The organism is Blastococcus sp. SYSU D00695, assembly GCF_054050555.1.
Genome location: NZ_JBJGZP010000015.1, coordinates 83,775 through 102,195, shown reverse-complemented (window position 1 = coordinate 102,195; position 18,421 = coordinate 83,775). Strand labels below are relative to the sequence as shown.

The window sequence follows — 18,421 nt, the reverse complement described above, 5'->3', positions numbered from 1 at the left end:
AGCCGGAAGTACAGCGGGAAGACGCCCCACAGCAGGTAGGCGGCGAGCCCGCAGAGCACCCCGAGGCGGCCTTCCTGCACCGCCGCACCGTACGCCGCGCGGGCCCGGGGGGGGGGGCGGGGGGGGGCCCCCCCCGGCCCCCCCCCCCAACGCACGAGGAACACCCGCAACGGGTCGGCCGAGCGTGCGCCACCGACCCGCGGGCGAGCGGGGTGGACCGGTGAGCTACTCGACCCTGGCGGTGGTGGCCGTGGTCGCCGTCCTCGTCGTCGACCTGGGGGTGTACCGCACCCGGATGGTCACGCGGCGGGTCTTCTGGGTCGCCTACGCGATCATCATCACGTTCCAGCTCCTGATGAACGGCGTCCTCACCGGGCTGGGCGTCGTCACCTACGACCCGGACACCATCTGGGGCCCGCGGATCGCCTACGCGCCGGTGGAGGACCTGCTCTTCGGGTTCGCGATGGTGACCCTCACCCTGGCCAGCTGGGCGGCGGTCAACCGGCGGGCGAACACCGCCAGGCGACGCGGCCGGGACACCGACACCCGCCGGTCGAGCACCCGGTAGTCCGCGCGTTCGATCTCGGTGAGGATGCTGCCGTACAGGTCGGTGGCCGCGCGCACGCAGTCGCGGGACTCCGGCGCGAGCAGCGGGGTGCCGGGCGCGGCGTCGTCGTAGCGGCGGCGCACGATCGCCACCATCTCCCGCATCAGCGCGGCGAACCGGGCGTCGTGCCGCCTCTCGGCCAGCTGCTCGCGGGTGACCCCGTGGGCGGCCATGAGGTCGGCGGGCAGGTACACCCGGCCGCGGTCGACGTCCTCGGCGACGTCGCGGCAGAAGTTGGTGAGCTGGAAGGCCTCGCCCAGCGCGATGGCGTGCGGCGCCGCCTCCTCGCGCAGCACGCCGGGCGCGGTGCCCAGCACCGGCAGCACCTGCAGGCCGATCACCGACGCCGAGCCCCACATGTACCGGTCGAGGGCGTCGAGGGTGTCATAGCCCGCGATCGTCAGATCGCTGGTCATCGCGGCGAGGAAGTCGACCAGGTGCTCGACGGGGATGGCGTACCGGCGGTAGGTGTGCACCAGCGCCAGGCGCACCGGGTCGGCCGACCAGCCCGCCTCCAGCTCGGCGAGCACCGCCCGGGACCAGTCGCCGAGGTCGGCCTCGGGGTCGGGGCCCGGGTGGTCGACCAGGTCGTCGGCGGTGCGGGCGGCGGCGTAGAGGGCGTGCACGGCCGACCGCCGGTCGGCGGTCAGCAGCCGGGTCGCCAGGTGGTAGCTCCTGCCGTGCTCGGCGGCGATGCCCGCGCAGTGCCGGTAGGCGGCGGCCAGCTGCGCCTGCTGCTGCTCGCGGGTGGGCGGCGGCTCGACGAGCGTCATGCGGGGATCCTCCCGGTGATCCGCTCGGCGGCCAGCCGGCCGCTGATGACGACCATCGGGACGCCGACCCCGGGCTGCACCGACGACCCGGCGAGGACGACGTTCTCCGGGCCGCGCCGGGGCAGCGTGGCGGGGCGGAACGGGCCGGTCTGGCCGAAGGTGTGCGCCAGCGCGAACGGGGTGCCGGCGGCCATGCCCTGCCGCGCCCAGGTCAGCGGCGTGTCCAGGTGCTCCACCTCGATCGCGTCGGCGACCCCGGGGAAGCCGCGGGCCTCCAGGGTGGCCAGCAGCTCCTCGCGGTAGCGCGGCGCCAGCGCCGTCCAGTCGATCGTGGGGTTGCCGCCGCTGCGCGGGTCGAGGTTGGGCGTGGGGGCGACGACGCTGAGCACCTGGCCCTGTCGCCCGTCCGCGGAGTCGGGGGCCAGGGAGCGGTCGGTCACCGACGGCGCGCTGATCAGCAGGCTCGGGTCGCTCATCGGCCGGCCGTCGCGGGTCAGCTCGTCGAACACCTGCCGCCACGACTCCCCGAAGCTGATCGTGTGGTGCGCGGCGCCGGGCAGCCCGGTGCGGACGCCGAGGTGGAGGGCCACGCAGCTGGGCGAGTAGACCGGCCGTCGCGGGCCGCGCAGCCCCGGCACGAGGGTGTGCGGGGCGTCGGCGGTGACGACGACGGCGTCGGCGGGCAGCCGCTCGCCGTCGGCCAGCACGACGCCGGTGACCCGCCGCCCGGCCAGGTCCAGCCGGGTGACCGCCGTCCCGTACCGGAACGCGACCCCGGCGTCGGCGGCCGCGGCGGCCATCGCCCGGGGGACGGCGCCGATGCCGCCCACCGGGTGCCACACGCCGGCGCCGATGTCGAGCTGGGCGATCACGGCGTAGGCGGCGATCGCGCGGTACGGGGAGACCCCGGCGTAGAGGGCCTGGAAGCTGAACAGCCGGCGCAGCCGGTCGTCGGTGAAGTGCCGCTCGACGTGTGCCGACAGCCGCCCGAAGCCGCCGCGGCGGGCCAGCTGGACCAGCTCGGGGCCGAGCAGGTCCAGCGGGCTGTCCAGGTTGCGGTCGATGAAGGTGCGCAGCTGCAGCCGGTACAGCTCCGCCAGGTCGGCGAGGTAGCGCCGCAGGGCGACCGCCTCCGCCGGTCCGCACAGCGCCTCGACCTCCGCGGCGAAGGCGTCCGGGTCGGCGTGCACGTCCAGGTGCGAGCCGTCGGCGTACTGCGCGCGGTAGGAGGTGGTCAGCGGGACCAGCTCGAGCCGGTCCGCCAGCCGGTCACCGACCGCGGCCAGGGCGTCGGCGACCAGCTCGGGGGCGGTGAACACCGACGGGCCGGTGTCGAGGGTGTAGCCGCGACCGGTCACGACGCCGGCGCGCCCGCCGGGGCCGGGGCCGCGCTCGACGACGGTGACCTCGCGGCCGGCGCCGCGCAGCCGCAGCGCGGCCGACAGCCCGGCCAGGCCCGCGCCGACGACGACGACGCGGTCGGTGCGTCCGGGGACGGTGCGCACCTCAGGCGGTGCGGGAGGTCGCGGCGACCGCGAGCGCGTCGAGCGCGGCGCGGGCCTCCTCGGCGATCGGTGCCTCGGCGATGGCGGCGCGGGCGCGGGCGGTCTGCTCGGCGATCCGCTGCTCGACCCGGGCGCGTGCGCCGGTGGTCTCGATCAGGGCGCGCAGCGCGTCGAGGTCGGCGGCGTCGCAGCCGGGGTTGCCCAGGCAGTCGGTGAGCAGCCGGCGGCCGGCGTCGTCGGCCTGCTCCTCGGCCAGGGCCACCAGCAGGGTGCGCTTGCCCTCGCGCAGGTCGTCGTCGGCGGACTTGCCGGTGACCGCGGGGTCACCGAACACGCCCAGCACGTCGTCGCGCAGCTGGAACGCCTCGCCCAGCGGCAGTCCGATCGCGGTGTAGACCTCGGCGGCGCGCGGGCCGGCGCCGGCGAGCGCCGCGCCCAGCTGCAGCGGCCGCTGCACGGTGTAGCCGGCGCTCTTGTAGCGGGCGACGGTGAGCGCGCCCTGGGCGCCGGGCAGGCCGCCGGCGGCGCGGAGCAGGTCCAGGTACTGGCCGGCGGTCACCTCGGTGCGCATGGTGTCCCAGACCGAGCGGGCCCGGGCGAGCGCGGCGGCGGAGATGCCGGAGCGGCGCAGCAGCTCGTCGGACCACACCAGGGCCAGGTCGCCCACGAGGATCGCCGCGCCGACGCCGAAGGTGTCCCCGTCGCCGGACAGGCCGTCGCCGGCGTGCCTCGACGCGAAGCCGACGTGGGTGGCGGGGCGGCCCCGGCGGGTGAGCGCACCGTCCATGACGTCGTCGTGCACCAGGGCGCTGGCGTGCACGAACTCCAGCGCGGCCACCGCGCGCAGGACCGCGGCGTCGTCCTCGGCGGGGCCGGTGACGGCCTCGACCGCGCCGCGCCAGCCCCAGTAGGCGAAGGCCGGGCGCAGCCGCTTGCCGCCGTCGGCGACCGCGGTCACCTCGTCGACCACGGGCCCCAGCGCCGGGTCCATCCCGGTGAGGACGGTGCGCTGCTCCTCGAGGAAGCCGGTGAGGGCGGCGGCGACCGCGCTGCGGATCCGCGGCAGGTCGGCGCTCTCCAGGGGGGTGCTGCTCAGCGCCACCGGCGGTGGGGTCACGGGCTGGCGGCGCTCCGCCCCGGTGATCACCTGATCAGTATCGCCCCACCGGGTGGGACGCCGCCGGTCCGGGCGGGGGAGCGGGTGCGGGGTCATGCCGGGGGCCTCCTCGTGCCGGTGCTCTGCCCTCTTCCCGCGGACGGCGCCCGGTGGATGCACCGGGGCGTGCGCCGGCGGCGGTCCGGACCGGCCGGGTGACCGCCGTATCCTGCACAGCCATGACGCGCACCGTCGCAGAGCTGCTGGCCGAGGGCGCGCCCACGTGGTCGTTCGAGTTCTTCCCGCCCAAGACGCCCGAGGGCGAGCAGCAGCTGTGGACGGCGCTGCGCGAGCTGGAGCGGCTGCGGCCCTCGTTCGTGTCGGTCACCTACGGCGCCGGCGGCAGCACCCGCGAGGGCACGGTGTCGGTCACCGAGCGGATCGCGACCGAGACCACGATGACGCCGCTGGCCCACCTGACCGCCGTCGACCACAGCGTCGCCGAGCTGCGACACGTGGTCAGCCGGCTGGCCGGCGCCGGCGTGCGCAACCTGCTCGCGCTGCGCGGGGACCCGCCCGGCGCGGACCCGCAGGCCGACTGGGTCGCCCACCCCGAGGGCCTGAGCTACGCGGCCGAGCTGGTCGAGCTGATCCGGTCGATGGGTGACTTCAGCGTCGGCGTCGCGGCCTTCCCCGAGCGGCACCCGCGGTCGCCGGACTTCGACACCGACGTCGAGATGTTCGTGGCCAAGTGCCGCGCCGGGGCCGACTACGCCATCACCCAGATGTTCTTCCGCACCGAGGACTACCTGCGGATGCGGGACCGGGTCTCCGCCGCCGGGTGCGACGTGCCGATCATCGCCGGGGTCATGCCGGTGACCAACGCCCGCCAGATCGCGCGGATCGTGCAGCTGTCCGGTCAGGCGTTCCCCGAGGAGCTCGCGGCGCGCTTCGCCGAGCTGGACGGCGACCGGCCCGAGGACCGGGCCGCGGTGCGGGCCCTGGGCGTCGAGGTCGCCACGGACATGTGCCGGACGCTGCTGGACGAGGGCGTCCCGGGCATCCACTTCATCACCATGAACCGGTCGACGGCGACCCGCGAGGTGTTCGCCAACCTGCGCCCCGCCGACAGCCCGGTCAGCTGACGGCGGCACGCCCGGCCGCCAGCGTGGCAGCCCGCGCCGCGGCCCGGCGCAGGCCCTCGCGCTCGGCGGCGTAGCCCCCGAGGACGCCGACGAACGGCAGGTTGGCCAGCGCCCGGGCGCCGAGCCGGCCCTTCGGCCGCGCGTCGAGGGCCTCGTCGATGCGGCCGAGCAGGCGCGCGGCCCGCCACAGGGTGCGGGCGGTACCGCGCAGGCCCGCCCGCTCGTCGCGGGCGCCGAGCGCGGCCTCGGTGTAGGTGCCGCGGGTGCGCTCCAGCAGCGGCCGGACGCGGTCGGGCGGCAGGTCCCGGTCCAGCAGCACCCGGGCCAGCAGGGACACCCGCTCGGCCGGGTCCTCGACGCCGTGCTCGCCGGCGACCCCCAGGACCACGACCGCCTGAGCGGCCGCGCCGACGGTGTTCTGCAGCGGCAGCAGGTCGGCCAGCTTGCCGGCGAACCGGGGCAACGCGGAGAACCCGGCGCCCAGGCGGGAGACCCGGTCGGCCCACCAGTGGTCCCGTTCGGCCTGCGGCATCGTGGGTGGGCGCTCGAGCCGGTGCACCAGGGGGCCGGTCAGCCGGTCCACCCGGCGGAGCACGTCGACGACGGCGGCGTCACTGTTCGGCGGGGCCATGCGGGCTGCCCTACCCGGCGGTGCACCCGGGTCATGCCTGCGACACCGGTCACCCGGTGCTCGCCGGCGGCCGGGCGGGCTGGTGGACTGCCCCGGTGGACCGGGTGCCGTGCTGAGCAGGGACGAGTACCTCGCCGCGTGGTCGCGCTGGCACGGCGGCACCGACCCCGCGGCCAGCCGGCTCGTGCGCGGCTGGCTGACGGCGGCCTACACGCTGGCCCGTCCGGTGGCCGGCCTGCCGCCGGTGGTGGCCACCGCGGGGGGGCTGCTCGTGGCCGCCGGCGCGGTGGGCCCGGCGCTGGCCGGCGGGTCCTGGCTGGTCGCCGCGGGGCTGCTGGTGGGGCTGTCGGGTCTGCTGGACTCCCTCGACGGCGCCCTGGCCATCGCCACCGGGCGCGCGTCGCGCCGCGGCTACGTCCTGGACTCCGCGGTCGACCGGCTCACCGAGGCGGCCTACGCCGCGGCGCTGTGGGTCGCCGGCGCCCCGGGCTGGCTCGCCGCCGTCTTCGGTGCGCTGTGCTGGCTGCCCGACTACCTGCGCGCCCGCGCGGGGCAGGCCGGCGTCGACGAGACCGGGGACATCACCGTGTGGGAGCGGCCCACCCGGGTGGCCATGGCCGGGATGACGCTCGGCGGGGCCGGTCTCCTCGCGGGCGCCGGACCGGGGACGGTGCACGTCGTCGTCACCGCCGGGACCGCGGTCGGCGCGGCGCTGGGCGCGGTGGCGGTGGTGCAGCTGGGCCGCGCCATCCGCCGGGCGCTGCCGGACTGACTGCTCCTACGCTGGGCGGGCCCGATCCCGCGCCGCCGGCGCTGGTCCCCCAGCCGAGGAGCGCTCGTGCCCGTCGTCGTCACCGGCTCCATCGCCACCGACCACCTCATGACCTTCCCCGGGAAGTTCACCGAGCAGTTCGTCGAGGGCCAGATGGAGAACGTGTCGCTGTCCTTCCTCGTCGACGACCTGGTCCAGCACCGCGGCGGGGCCGGCGCGAACATGGCCTACGGCCTGGGTCTGCTGGGGGTCGGGCCGGTGCTGGTGGGCTCGGTCGGCAGCGACTTCGCCGACTACGAGGCGTGGCTCAACCGCAACGGCGTCGACACCGGCAGCGTCCGCTGGTCCGAGCTCAAGCACACCGCCCGGTTCGTGTGCACCACCGACCAGGTCAACAACCAGATCGCGTCGTTCTACTCGGGCGCCATGGCCGAGGCGTGCGAGATCGAGCTGGCGCCGGTGGCCCGGCGGGTCGGCGAGCTGGACCTCGTCGTGGTCGGCCCCAACGACCCGACCGCGATGGTCCGCCACACCCGCGAGTGCCGGCAGCGCGGCTACGCCTTCGCCGCCGACCCCAGCCAGCAACTGGCCTGGGCCGGCGGGTCGATGATCCGCGAGCTCGTCGACGGTGCGGACCTGCTGTTCACCAACGAGTACGAGTCCCACCTGCTGCTGCAGAAGACCGGCTGGAGCGACGCCGAGGTCCTCGACCGGGTCGGCCTGTGGGTGACCACCCGGGCGGCCGACGGGGTGCTGGTCCGCTCCGCCGACGGCGACCCGATCGAGGTCGCGGCCGTGCCGGAGACCAAGCCGGTGGAGCCCACCGGCGGCGGTGACGCGCTGCGCGCGGGCTTCATCGCCGGCCGCACCTGGGGCCTGTCGGTGGAGCGGTGCACCCAGCTGGGCTCGGCGGTGGCCACCGAGGCCGTCGAGGTGATCGGCACGCAGGAGTACGAGCTGCGGCGCGAGCCGTTCCTGGCGCGCTTCGCCGAGGCATTCGGCGCCGACGCCGCGGCGGAGATCGCCCAGCACCTGCCCGCCTGAGCCCCGCGGCCGGGTCCGTCAGCCGCCGCGGACGCGCTCGCCGATCGTCGGGTCCTCGGCCCAGTGCCGGTAGGGGATGCGCGGGATCTCCAGCACCTCGCCGATCGTCGACCACTCGTTGCCGCCGAGCCGGGCCAGCGGCCGCAGCTGGTCGATGCGCGGCCGGCCGTCCCGGACGGCGCTGCTCCAGACGCTGACGAACCGCACCCGGCCGAACACCACGGTGCTGTCGCCCAGGCGCACCGTCGAGTGCAGCGTGCACTCGATCGACACCGGCGACTGCGCGACGCGCATCGCCGCCACCCGCTCGCTGGGCTCGAGGCGGACGCCGGCGTGCTCGGCCTCGCTCTGGTCCGGCGGGAAGTCCGTGCCGGTGGCGTTGACCTGCTCGAACAGCGGCTCGGGCGTCAGGTTGACGGTGAAGTCACCGGTCGCCTCGACGTTGTTCAGCGAGTCCTTGCGGCCCACCGACGTGAACTGGACGACGGGCGGGTCCACGCAGGCGACCGTGTAGAAGGAGTGCGGCGCGAGGTTGTGCACGCCCTCGGCCGAGCGGCTGCACACCCAGGCGATCGGCCGCGGCACCACGACCGAGTTGAGCACCCGGTAGAAGGCCCGGGTCTCCATCGCCGTCGGGTCGAAGGCGGTCCGGTCGGGGGCGGGGTGCGCGCTCACCGGGTCATCCTCGGTCACCGGCGAGGGCCCGGCGCGGTCGGGCGGCCCGGCGTCCGGCGATGAATCCGGGCCCCCGCGGGGGTCTGCCCGACATGAGCCTGACGACGAGGGTGTTGAGCGTGTCCGTGCCGGTGCGCGACCAGGACGAGGCGCTGGCCTTCTACACCGGCGTGCTCGGCTGCGAGGTCCGGGCGGACTTCGAGGCGTGGCCCGGCGCCCGGATGGTCGAGGTGGTGCCGCCCGGCTCGACGGTCGGCATCGTGCTGCTGCCCCCGGACAGCGAGATCCCGATCGCCGTCCGGCTGGGCACCCCCGACGCCGAGGCCGCGTACGCCCGCGTCCGGGAGTCCGGGGTGGAGCTCGGCGGCCCGGGCGTCCTGCGGATGGAGGGCGTCCCGCCGATGTTCGCGTTCACCGACCCGGACGGGAACGGCCTGGTCTACCTGGAGGAGACCGGCGGCTGACCGAGGGGGCGGCCGCGCCAGGTGAGCGTGCCGCGGCGGCGGCCGGCCAGCGAGCGCGCCAGCAGCACGTCGAACGCCAGCAGCGACAGCGGGTGCGCCAGCGCGTCCGGCCACACCCGGCTGCCGGTCGCGGCGGCGCTGACCGCGCGCCCGGCCACGCCCGCGGCGTACCCGGCCAGCCCCGCCCGCGACCCGCGCAGCGCGGCGACCGCCGGGACGACGCCGGCCGCGCTCAGCACCGCCGCCGCCGCGACCGCGGCCGCCGGGGACCCGCCGACGGCGGCCCACAGCGACTTCGCGTAGCCGGCCGACAGCGCCGTCCACCCGTCGTACATGCGGCAGGCGGCCAGCTCGGCGCCGGCGACCGGGACCGCGCGGCCACCCGCCCGCTTGACCGCCCGCGCCAGGGCGAGGTCCTCGAGCACCTCGCCGCGGACGGCGGCGTGCCCGCCGGCGGCGAGGTAGGCCGGCACGGTCAGGACGAGGAACTGGCCGTTGGCGGCCGTCAGCGACGGTCGCGGGGAGCGCTCGGCCAGCCGCAGCGGCAGGGTGCTCGCCCACAGCCACGGCGACAGCGGCTGCACCAGGCGCTCGGCCACCGTCGCGGCCAGCGGCCGCGGCCACGGGGAGACGAGGTCGAGCGCGTGGGCGTCGAGGACGGCGACCGCGCGGGCGATCGCGTCAGGGAACAGCCGGACGTCGGCGTCGAGGAAGACGAGCACCCCGTCCGGGTCGGCGGGCACCCCGGCGACGCCGGCGGCGCACGCGTGCGGCTTGCCCAGCCAGCCGGGCGGCAGCGGCCCGGCGGGCATGAGGCGCACCCGGGGGTCGGTCACCGCGCGGACGGCGTCGGCGGTGCCGTCGGTGGAGCCGTCGTCGACCACCACCACGGTGAGGTCGGGTACCCCGCGCTGGGCCAGGACCGCGGCCAGGCACCCACCGACGTGCCCCTCCTCGTCGCGGACCGGCAGCACGACCGTGACCGGGCGCGTCACCGGGGGGTGGCGGACCGGCGGGCGGCGCAGCAACCGGACGTTGACCGCCGCGTGCGCGGCCAGCGCCACGGCCACGGTCGTCGCGGTGCGGACCAGGGGGCCGCTGCGGCGGCGCCTCACCGGCGGGCCCGCGCGGCCTGCACCCCGAGCGCGGCCAGCACCGGCAGGGAGAGGATCGCCCCCCACGCCGCCGAGCCGGGCAGGCCCAGCCAGCCCACGTGGGCCAGCGCCCCGCCGAGGGTCATCCAGGCCAGCGCGGCGAAGGCGGGGCCGTCCCCGGTCCTGGGCGCGGTGGCGGTGCGCGCGACCAGCGCGTCGAGCAGGGGCATGAGCACCAGCCCGGCGAGCAGCCAGCCACCGAGGTTGGTCAGCGGCACGGTGTCGATCCCGGGCAGGCCGGGGGAGGGGTGCGCCCAGGTCCAGTAGCCGGCCTGCACCATCTGCGGGTCCAGCACGACGTCCCAGCCGGCGAAGACCGCGGCGGCGGTGACCACCCGGGCGGGCCGCCGCCACGCCGTCCGCACGTCGCGGGTCAGCCGCCGGGCCAGCAGCCACGAGGGCCAGGCCATCATCAGCCAGGCCAGCGGCACCAGGAAGGGCACGCCCAGCAGGGTGGGCCCGAGGTCGTCGCTGTAGGTGTACTCGCCGTAGGGGAAGCCGGTGGCCAGCCCCAGCGCCTCGATCCCGACGGCGGCACCGGCGACCAGCGCGAACACGCCGAGGCCGGTGCGGGCGCCGCGGCTCAGCGACGAGTGGGTCACCGAGAGGCCCGCGCCGAGCAGCACGACCGCCCAGCTCACCGCCCGGCGCGCGTCGCCGTGGGTCAGCGGGTAGGCGATCGCCGTCAGCACCAGGGCGCCGGTCAGCGCCCACGACACGGCCGCCCGCGGCCCGGTGCGGCGGGCCCGCTCGGCGAGGAGGGCGGTCACCGGCGGGCCCGGGCCCGGAGGCCGGCGACGAGCCCGCCCAGCGCCCGCCGCCCCCGGGCCGCCGGGCCGCGGTCGGCGAGCACCAGCCGCGCCGCCGTCCGCCCCGAGTTGCCCGACACCCCGCCGCCGGGGTGCGTCGACGCGCCGGCCAGGTACAGGCCGGGCAGGCCGGGCACGCGCTGCCCGGCCAGGGCCGGGGTGGGGCGGAGGGCGAACATGCTGGCCAGGCCCATCTCCACGTGCATGACGTTGCCACGCAGCAGCGACAGCTCGCTCTCCAGCAGCACCGGCGTCTGCACGTACAGCTCGCGCACCGACGCGGAGAAGCCCGGCGCGTACCGGTCGACGGCGGCCAGCAGCTGCCGCGCGGCCGGCGCGGCGAGGGTCGACCAGTCGGCGCCGCTGGCCAGCTCGTACGGGTACCACTGCCCCCACACGGTCACGACGTGCTGCCCGGGCGGGGCCAGGGTGTCGTCGGTCGGCGAGAAGCACATGGCCAGCGGCACGGGCTCGCGCGGCAGCCGGCCGGCCGCGAAGTCGCCGTGCGCGGCGGCCAGCTGCGTGCGGTCGGTGCACAGCAGCTGCAGGCCGCCGGAGGCGACCGCGTCGGGCACGCCGGGATAGGACGGCGGCGCGTCGGTCAGCGCCCGCAGCACCAGGCCGAAGCCGTTGCCCAGCGGTGGGGCGGCGTCCGCCAGCGCGGGGGGAGCGGCGGCGCCGGCCAGGTCGCGGGTGGCCAGCACGTGGCAGGCGGCGACGACCACGGGGGCGTGCAGCCGCCGCCCCGACGCCGTCTCGACGCCGGCGACCCGGCCGTCGGCCACCAGCAGCCGCGCGGCGGCGTCGCCCAGCGTGACCCGGCCGCCGTCGGCCTCCAGCCGGCGGCGCAGGGCCGCGGTGAGGCCGCCCGAGCCGCCGACCGGGTGGCCGGGCGGGACCTCGTGCAGCAGGGCCACCCAGCCGACCATCGAGGCCGTGCCGGGCTCGCTCATCGGCGGCCCCGACTGGGCGCCGAACCAGGCCAGCGCCGCCTTGAGCCGCTCGCTGGTGAACCAGCGGTCCAGCAGGGCGTTCCCGGACCCGAGGAAGTCGGCGGCCAGGTCACCGCCGGCCGCGCGGGGGCGCCCGTCGCGCGGCGCGCCCAGCGGCCAGAAGGCCCGGACGAGCCGGCCGGGGGTGGGCGGCCCGCCGAAGGAGGAGACGACGGCGCGGCTGCGCGGCCCCCACTCGGCGACGAAGCGGCGGTAGGCGTCGGCGTCGGCCGGGCCGCAGGCGGCGGCGATGGACGCACAGGTGGCGTCGAGGTCGACGGAGAACACCAGCGGCCGCCCGTCGGGCCCGGGTCGGCCCGGCGCGGGAGCAGGGGCGAAGCCCCACGGGTCGCAGTCGACGTAGCGCAGGCCGTGCGCGGCCAGCTCCAGCTCCTCGACGATGCCGCTGTGCCGGATGATCACGTGCGCGCTGGACCCCCGGTCCACCCGCACCCCGGGCCAGCGCTCCACCGTGGAGACGGCGCCGCCGAGGACCTCGTCGCGCTCGACCACCTCCACCGACAGGCCCGCGCGGGCCAGGTAGCAGGCGGCGACCAGGCCGTTGTGGCCCGAGCCGACGACGACGGCGTCGAGGGGAGGGTCCGGCAGGCCGGCGGGGGCAGGGGCGTCGGCTCCGGTCACGCCTGGTCGTTCGCCGGCGCGGGGGTGCGCGGATGCAGCGGCAGCCGGGCGCCGAGGATCGCGAAGGGCCGCCCGTCGCCCGGGAAGTGGTGGCCGCGGGCGAGGTCGACGAAGCCGTCGGCGTGGTACAGCCGGAAGGCCTTGGTGTCGGCGTCGGGCGTGGACAGCAGGGCCACGGGGTTGGGCAGTCCCTCGACGAGCGCGTGCAGCAGCTGGCGGCCCAGCCCGCGGCTCTGCGCGTCGGGGTGGACGTGCAGCTCGCACACCTCGAAGGCGCCCGGCAGCCAGTGCTTCGCCGTCCGCCGGTCCAGCGCGGCGCGGACCTGGTCGTGCCACCACTGCCCGGGCGCGACCTCGTAGCCGTAGCCGAAGCCGACCAGGCGCTCGGCGGCCCCGTCGCCGTCCGCCTCGCCGTGGGGAGCGGCCGTGAACGCGCCGACGGCGCGGAAGCCCGGCCGCTCGGTGTGCTGGATGGCGTAGCCGTACCGGCCGGCGACCACGGACGAGGAGTAGCCCATCGCCGCGCCGTAGATGGCCAGGGCCTCGTGCATGTGGTCGCGGATCCACTCCACCGGCAGCTGGGTCACCCGCGTCGCGGGGGTCGTGCCGGTCATGCGCGTACCGCCTCGGTGGGGGCCGTGCCCGCCGGTCCGGGGCCCACCTCGGCGGGGGTGCCCTCGGTGATCCGGAGGAGCTCGTCGTAGGTGGTCGGGAAGACGGTGTGCGGGTGCCCCGCGGCCGCCCACACCTGCTCGTACCGGGCGAGCTCGACGTCGACGAGCGTGCCGATCGGGGCCGGGTGGCCGACCGGGGCGACGCCACCGATGGCCTGACCGGTGTGCTCGCGGACGAACTCCGGCCGGGCGATCCGCACCTCCGGGACGCCGAGGAGCTCGGCGACCAGCCGGGTGTCCACCCGGTGCGCGCCGCTGGTGAGCACCAGGAGCGGGTTCCCGCCGGCGTCGAGGACGAGGCTGTTGGCGATCGCGCCGACCGGGACGCCGAGCTGCGCGGCGGCCGCTGCCGCCGTGCGGGCGCTGTCGGCGAGCACGCGCACCTCGCCGGTCGCCCCGGCCTCGCGGAGGCTGCGGACGACCTCGGCGACCCGGGGGGAGTCGGCGGGCGGCATGCCGGCGATCCTCCCACCCGGCGGCGTGCCGCGTCCGGTCGGGCGGGTGGGCCGGGAGGAGCCGGCCGGTGCCGCGCGGCCGGGCGCGGGGGTGCCGCTGCACCGGCGCCGCCACGCCGATGCGGGTCCGGCTTGACGGCGGCCCGGGGGTCGGGTGTACTCGACGTGTTCGAACACGCGTTCGAACGGCGTCGCTCCCCGAGTCGGCCGGGTCTTCCCCACCCGCGGCACGGTGCGGGCCGGCGCGACGGGTCGCCAGGGGTGGGGAGTCTGACATGAGCCGCGTGCTGAACGGGGTCGCCGACCGGGTCGGCGAGGAGGTGCAGGTCGAGCGTGGCCCGCTCGGTCCGGTGCAGTTCTGGCGCGGTGGGTCCCGCTACGTCGTCGGGGAGCTGCTCGACTCGTGGGTGGAGACCCCGGCCTGGTGGCAGCGCGCCGCCGCCGGTGGTGCCTCGGGTGACCTCGTCGCCCCCCGGGAGGTGTGGCGGCTGGAGGCGGTCCGTGCCGGCCGGTCGCGGATGAGCTTCGCCGGCGTCTACGACCTGTCCTGGGACGCGGCGGACAACCGCTGGTCGCTGGTGCGGGTGCACGACTGATGGGTGCGCTGCGAGCCATGTCCTACGAGCGCGGGTCCTATGGCGGTGGGTCCTCCGACCGGTTCGCCGACCAGCTGCCCCTGCCCCCGGCGGTGCCCGCCGCCGCGGCCGGGCTGCTCGACCAGGCCCGGCGCGGGCTGGCCGAGGCCGCGACCGCCGGTGACCCGCGTGAGCGCTACGCGACCGCGCACCTGGCGGCGCTGCGGGGGGCCGCGGCGGTGCTGGCCGCCCGCACCCGTCCGGAGGGGAGTCGCCGCCGCCCGCGCAGCGCCTGGGTGCTGCTCGGCGAGGTCGCCCCGGAGCTGGGGGAGTGGGCCACCTTCTTCGCCGCCGGCGCCGCCAAGCGGGCCGCGGCCGAGGCCGGCCTCTCCCACGCGGTCACCGGACGCGAGGCCGATGACCTGGTCCGCGACGTCGAGGCCTTCCTCGGCGTGCTGGAGACCTGCCTCGCGCAGTTCCCCGAGCCGGCCCCCCGCCCACGCGTGGTCGGCGGCACCGCGCACCGCGGCACCCGCAGCCGGAGGTGAGCGACCCCTTCGTCCACCTGCACGTCGCCTCCGGGTACTCCATGCGTCACGGGGCCAACCACCCCGCCGACCTGGTCGCCCGCGCCGCCGAGCACGGCATGCGGGCCCTGGCGCTGACCGACCGCGACGGCCTGTACGGCGCGGTCAAGTTCGCCCTGGCGTGCCGGTCGGCCGACGTGCGGCCCATCTTCGGGGTCGACCTGGCGGTCACCCCGGCCGTCGACGGTGCCGTCCCGCCGCCGCTGGCCCACGCCCTCGGGTCCGGCCCGTCCGGCCTCGCGGGTGGGCGGGCCCGTTCCCGCCGCCCGCTCCCGCCGGGGCCTCACGCTGAGGTCGAGGGTGAGGGTGGCCGCAGCGGTCGCCGGTCCCCGGCGCGCGGCGGGGCCAGCGTCGACCCCCGGCTGCCCCGCGTCACCTTCCTGGCCCGCAACGGTGCCGGCTGGCGGTCGCTGTGCCGGCTGACCAGCGCCACCCACCTGCGCGGCACCCGGGGCGAGCCGGTCGCCTCGCTGGCCCTGGCCGCCGAGCACCCGCTCGGGCTGGTCGCGTTGCTCGGCCCGGACTCCCCGGTCGGCCGGGCGCTGACGGCCGGCCGGGCCGACGTCGCCGCCGCCCGGCTGGCCGCCTGGCGCGCGGTGTTCGGCCCGGGGCAGCTGGCCCTGGAGGTGGTGCACCACCGCGGCCGCGGGGACCGGTCGCGGGCGCAGGCGATGCTGCGGTTCGCCGCCGACAGCGGCATGCCGGTGGTGCTCACCAACGCCGTCCGCTACGTCGACGCCCTCGACGCCCCCACCGCCGACGTGCTCGACGCCTCCCGCCGGCTCGTCGCCCTCGACCAGCGGCACGTCGACCGGCGCACCGCCGAGGGCTACCTGAAGTCGGGCAAGGAGATGGCCGACGTCGCCGAGGACCTGGCCGGCCCCGACCGCGACGCGGCGGCCCGGCTGCTCGAGCGCACCGCCCGGCTGGCCGAGCAGTGCGTCGTCGACGTCCGGGAGGACCTCGGTGTCGGCACCGTCCGCTACCCGGAGCTCGACGTCGTCACCACGCCCGCCGAGGCCGGCCTGGACCCGGGGCAGGTGCTGCGCGCCCGCTGCGAGGCGGGGCTGGGCCGGCGCGGCATGCCGCGCTCGCAGCAGGTGGAGCGGCGGCTGGCCGAGGAGCTCGCGGTCATCGGGCAGCTGGGCTACCCGTCCTACTTCCTCACCGTCGCCGACGTGGTCGACCTCATCAAGAGCCTGAGGGTCCGCGCCGCGGCCCGCGGGTCGGGCGCGGGCAGCCTGGTCACCTACCTGCTGGGCATCTCCGACGTCGACCCGCTGCGCTACGGGCTGCTGATGGAGCGCTTCCTCTCCCCGCTGCGCCACCAGCTGCCCGACATCGACATCGACGTGGAGTCCGCCCGGCGCATGGAGGTGTACGACGCGGTGATCGACCGGTTCGGCGCCGAGCGGGTCAGCTGCATCTCGATGATGGACACCTACCGGGTGCGCCACGCCATCCGCGACGTCGGCGCGGCGCTGGGCCTGCCCCCGGCCGAGGTGGACGCCGTCGCGAAGGCCTTCCCGCACATCCGGGCCAACCAGGTGCACGCCGCGCTCAAGGACCTCCCGGAGCTGCGCGCCAGCCGGCTGGGGTCCAGGCGGTCCGGCGGCAGCGGCGACCTCGACCTGCTGTTCGACCTCGTCGCCCGGCTCGACGGGCTGCCCCGGCACATCGCGCTGCACCCGTGCGGGGTGCTGCTGTCCGACGCGACCCTGCTCGACCGCACCCCCGTGGAGAACAGCTACCTCGGCTACCCGATGAGCCAGTTCGACAAGGACGACGTCGAGGAGCTGGGGCTGCTCAAGCTGGACCTGCTCGGCATCCGGATGCAGTCGGCGATCGCGCACGCCCTCGACGAGGTGGCCCGGGTGGACGGGGAGACCGTCGACATCGACGCGATCCCGCGCGACGACCCGGCCACCTTCGAGCTGATCCGCAGCACCCGCACGCTGGGCATGTTCCAGATCGAGTCCCCCGGCCAGCGCGAGCTGGTCGGCAAGTTCGGGCCCGAGACGTTCGAGGACATCGTCACCGACATCTCGCTGTTCCGGCCCGGCCCGGTGAAGAGCGACATGGTGACCCCGTTCCTCATGGCCCGGAACGGCTGGCGCGAGCCGGTCTACCCGCACCCCGACCTGGCCGAGTACCTGGAGCAGACCGCCGGCGTGGTCGTCTTCCACGAGCAGGTGCTGCAGATCGTGGCGCGGATGACCGGCTGCGACCTCGCCCAGGCCGACGAGGCCCGCCGCGCGCTGGGCGACCGCGACCTGCACGACGAGGTGCGCACCTGGTTCATGCCGCGGGCGCTGCAGAACTACCCCGTCGGGGTCGTCGAGGAGGTGTGGCAGGTGCTGGTCGCCTTCGGCTCGTTCGGCTTCTGCAAGGCGCACGCGGCGGCGTTCGCGCTGCCCACCTACCAGTCGGCCTGGCTCAAGACCCACCACACCGCGGCCTTCCTCGCCGGGGTGCTCACCCACGACCCCGGCATGTACCCCAAGCGGCTGATCCTCGACGACGCCCGCAACTTCGGCGTCCGGGTGCTGGGCCTGGACGTCAACGCCTCCGGCGCCACCTACCGGGTGGAGCGCGTCGAGCCGGAGGAGGTCGACGACGACGAGCCGGCCGGCAGGGGGTGGCGGCGGCCGGGGTGGATGCCCGCGTCGCTGCCCGACACCTCGCGCCACGGCATCCGGCTGTCCCTCGCTGACGTCAAGGGCATCTCCGACGACGAGGTGGCCCGCGTCGTCGCCGGCCAGCCCTACCGCTCGCTGGGCGACTTCTGGCAGCGGGCGGCGGTGTCCCGGCCGGTCGTCGAGCGGCTCGTGCTGGCCGGCGGGTTCGACTCCCTCTACGGCTTCGGCGTCCGCGACCGGGAGGCGGGGCGGCCCACCCGCAGCCGCACGTCGGTCACCCGGCGCGACCTGCTGCTGCAGATCAGCGAGCTGGACCGGTGGAGCCGCAGCGGAGCCCGGGCCGGCGCCGTCGGCCAGCTCAGCCTGGACCTGCTCGGGCTGGACGAGCCGGAGGAGGCCGGGACCGCCGAGGCCGGGACCGCGGGGGACGGCGGGCGGGAGGAGGACGCGGAGACCGCCCTGGGCTGGGCGGCCGGCAGTGGGCTGCCCGAGTTCACCGACGCCGAGCTGGTCCGCGCCGAGCTGGAGGTGCTCGGCCTGGACGCCAGCCGGCACGTCGTGGACTTCTACCGCCGCTTCCTGTCAGCGGTCGGCGCGGTGCCGGCGGGGGAGCTGCTGGGCTGCCGCAGCGGCGCCGAGGTGCTCGTCGCCGGGGTGAAGGTGGCCACCCAGACCCCGCCCATCCGCTCCGGGCGACGGGTCGTGTTCGTGACCCTCGACGACGGCACCGGCTGCACGGACTCCACATTCTTCGAGGACGTGCAGGGGCCGTACGCGGCGACGGTGTTCCACTCGTGGCTGCTGGTGGTCCGCGGGGTGCTGCGGCGCACCGGCCCGCGCGGGGTGTCCATCCGGGCCACCGGAGCCTGGGAGCTGCCGGCGCTGTACGAGTCCTGGGAGACCGGCGGCCCGGCCGCGGTCGCCGAGCAGATGGCCGCGCCCGGCGCCTACACCGAGCAGGCGATCGCCGGTGCCGCGGCCTCCCACGGCTCCCGGCCGGTGGTGGTCAGGCCCGTGCTGGTGCACCCGACCGGCTTCCGCATGTCGCCCTACGCCGACATCAAGCCCGCCGGGGACGACGCGGCGACGGCCGCGCGGCGGGTCGCGGCCGGCCGGGGGAGCGCGCCGCCGCGCAAGCTCTGGCACTCCAGCCCCGGCAGCTCCGGTCACTGAGGCCGGCGC

At 77.0% G+C, this 18,421-nt stretch carries 17 protein-coding genes and 1 pseudogene; 8 read left to right on the top strand and 10 right to left on the bottom strand.

Going from position 1 to position 18,421, the window contains the following annotated elements; all coding sequences use genetic code 11:
* Positions 1-184: 184 nt before the first annotated feature.
* Positions 185-430: pseudogene (locus ACI781_RS12045) on the top strand (hypothetical protein); the annotation flags it as partial.
* On the opposite strand, the gene ACI781_RS12040 reads toward ACI781_RS12045, so the two are convergent.
* Genes ACI781_RS12040 through ACI781_RS12030 form a run of 3 tightly spaced genes read right to left on the bottom strand, consistent with a single transcriptional unit; the run spans position 427 to position 4,032 of the window.
* Positions 427-1,380, bottom strand: a complete 954-nt coding sequence (locus ACI781_RS12040) for a phytoene/squalene synthase family protein (RefSeq protein WP_456566340.1) — start codon at positions 1,378-1,380, stop codon at positions 427-429. The pseudogene ACI781_RS12045 and the gene ACI781_RS12040 sit on opposite strands and share 4 nt — an antisense overlap.
* Positions 1,377-2,885, bottom strand: a complete 1,509-nt coding sequence (gene crtI, locus ACI781_RS12035; protein ID WP_456566339.1) for a phytoene desaturase family protein — start codon at positions 2,883-2,885, stop codon at positions 1,377-1,379. The genes ACI781_RS12040 and crtI overlap by 4 nt, the downstream gene beginning before the upstream one ends.
* A 1-nt stretch (position 2,886) precedes the next feature.
* A complete protein-coding gene (locus ACI781_RS12030; RefSeq protein WP_456566338.1) occupies positions 2,887-4,032 on the bottom strand; it encodes a polyprenyl synthetase family protein in 1,146 nt (381 codons plus the stop codon).
* Positions 4,033-4,220: 188 nt separating this feature from the next.
* Between ACI781_RS12030 and metF the strand changes: the two genes are divergently transcribed.
* On the top strand, positions 4,221-5,126 hold the full coding sequence (gene metF / locus ACI781_RS12025; protein WP_456566337.1) for a methylenetetrahydrofolate reductase [NAD(P)H]: 906 nt from the start codon (positions 4,221-4,223) through the stop codon (positions 5,124-5,126).
* Here metF and ACI781_RS12020 read toward each other — a convergent pair.
* Positions 5,119-5,757: a hypothetical protein gene (locus tag ACI781_RS12020; protein WP_456566336.1), complete on the bottom strand. Its 639-nt coding sequence runs from the start codon at positions 5,755-5,757 to the stop codon at positions 5,119-5,121. The genes metF and ACI781_RS12020 overlap by 8 nt on opposite strands.
* Before the next feature lie 109 nt (positions 5,758-5,866).
* Here ACI781_RS12020 and ACI781_RS12015 point away from each other — a divergent pair, with 109 nt between their 5' ends.
* Positions 5,867-6,529 carry a CDP-alcohol phosphatidyltransferase family protein gene (locus ACI781_RS12015; protein WP_456566335.1) on the top strand — a complete coding sequence of 221 codons (663 nt, stop codon included), beginning with the start codon at positions 5,867-5,869 and terminating at the stop codon, positions 6,527-6,529.
* A gap of 66 nt (positions 6,530-6,595) precedes the next feature.
* Complete coding sequence (locus ACI781_RS12010) at positions 6,596-7,573, top strand: carbohydrate kinase family protein (RefSeq protein ID WP_456566334.1); 978 nt, start codon at positions 6,596-6,598, stop codon at positions 7,571-7,573.
* A gap of 18 nt (positions 7,574-7,591) precedes the next feature.
* On the opposite strand, the gene ACI781_RS12005 is transcribed toward ACI781_RS12010, so the two are convergent.
* Entirely contained in the window at positions 7,592-8,248 is a 657-nt protein-coding gene (locus tag ACI781_RS12005; protein WP_456566333.1) for a flavin reductase family protein, read from the bottom strand.
* 119 nt (positions 8,249-8,367) lie between these two features.
* Here ACI781_RS12005 and ACI781_RS12000 point away from each other — a divergent pair, with 119 nt between their 5' ends.
* Positions 8,368-8,712, top strand: a complete 345-nt coding sequence (locus ACI781_RS12000; protein ID WP_456566332.1) for a VOC family protein — start codon at positions 8,368-8,370, stop codon at positions 8,710-8,712.
* Here ACI781_RS12000 and ACI781_RS11995 read toward each other — a convergent pair.
* The 5 genes from ACI781_RS11995 to ACI781_RS11975 are packed head-to-tail and all read right to left on the bottom strand — an operon-like array spanning position 8,688 to position 13,438.
* Positions 8,688-9,827, bottom strand: coding sequence for a glycosyltransferase family 2 protein (locus tag ACI781_RS11995; RefSeq protein WP_456566331.1), 1,140 nt, complete (start codon positions 9,825-9,827; stop codon positions 8,688-8,690). The two genes, ACI781_RS12000 and ACI781_RS11995, sit on opposite strands and share 25 nt — an antisense overlap.
* Positions 9,824-10,636 carry a carotenoid biosynthesis protein gene (locus tag ACI781_RS11990; RefSeq protein ID WP_456566330.1) on the bottom strand — a complete coding sequence of 271 codons (813 nt, stop codon included), beginning with the start codon at positions 10,634-10,636 and terminating at the stop codon, positions 9,824-9,826. The genes ACI781_RS11995 and ACI781_RS11990 overlap by 4 nt, the downstream gene beginning before the upstream one ends.
* Positions 10,633-12,309 carry a phytoene desaturase family protein gene (locus ACI781_RS11985; RefSeq protein WP_456566329.1) on the bottom strand — a complete coding sequence of 559 codons (1,677 nt, stop codon included), beginning with the start codon at positions 12,307-12,309 and terminating at the stop codon, positions 10,633-10,635. Before ACI781_RS11985 ends, ACI781_RS11990 begins: the two co-directional genes overlap by 4 nt.
* Complete coding sequence (locus tag ACI781_RS11980; RefSeq protein WP_456566328.1) at positions 12,306-12,923, bottom strand: GNAT family N-acetyltransferase; 618 nt, start codon at positions 12,921-12,923, stop codon at positions 12,306-12,308. The genes ACI781_RS11985 and ACI781_RS11980 overlap by 4 nt, the downstream gene beginning before the upstream one ends.
* Positions 12,920-13,438: a YbaK/EbsC family protein gene (locus tag ACI781_RS11975; RefSeq protein WP_456566327.1), complete on the bottom strand. Its 519-nt coding sequence runs from the start codon at positions 13,436-13,438 to the stop codon at positions 12,920-12,922. The genes ACI781_RS11980 and ACI781_RS11975 overlap by 4 nt, the downstream gene beginning before the upstream one ends.
* A gap of 275 nt (positions 13,439-13,713) precedes the next feature.
* Here ACI781_RS11975 and ACI781_RS11970 point away from each other — a divergent pair, with 275 nt between their 5' ends.
* Genes ACI781_RS11970 through ACI781_RS11960 form a run of 3 tightly spaced genes read left to right on the top strand, consistent with a single transcriptional unit; the run spans position 13,714 to position 18,412 of the window.
* A complete protein-coding gene (locus ACI781_RS11970; RefSeq protein ID WP_456566326.1) occupies positions 13,714-14,034 on the top strand; it encodes a DUF6504 family protein in 321 nt (106 codons plus the stop codon).
* Entirely contained in the window at positions 14,034-14,561 is a 528-nt protein-coding gene (locus tag ACI781_RS11965) for an SAV_6107 family HEPN domain-containing protein (protein WP_456566325.1), read from the top strand. Before ACI781_RS11970 ends, ACI781_RS11965 begins: the two co-directional genes overlap by 1 nt.
* The gene (locus ACI781_RS11960; protein WP_456566324.1) at positions 14,558-18,412 is read left to right on the top strand and encodes a DNA polymerase III subunit alpha; all 3,855 of its coding nucleotides are present in this window, start codon (positions 14,558-14,560) and stop codon (positions 18,410-18,412) included. Before ACI781_RS11965 ends, ACI781_RS11960 begins: the two co-directional genes overlap by 4 nt.
* Positions 18,413-18,421: the final 9 nt, after the last annotated feature.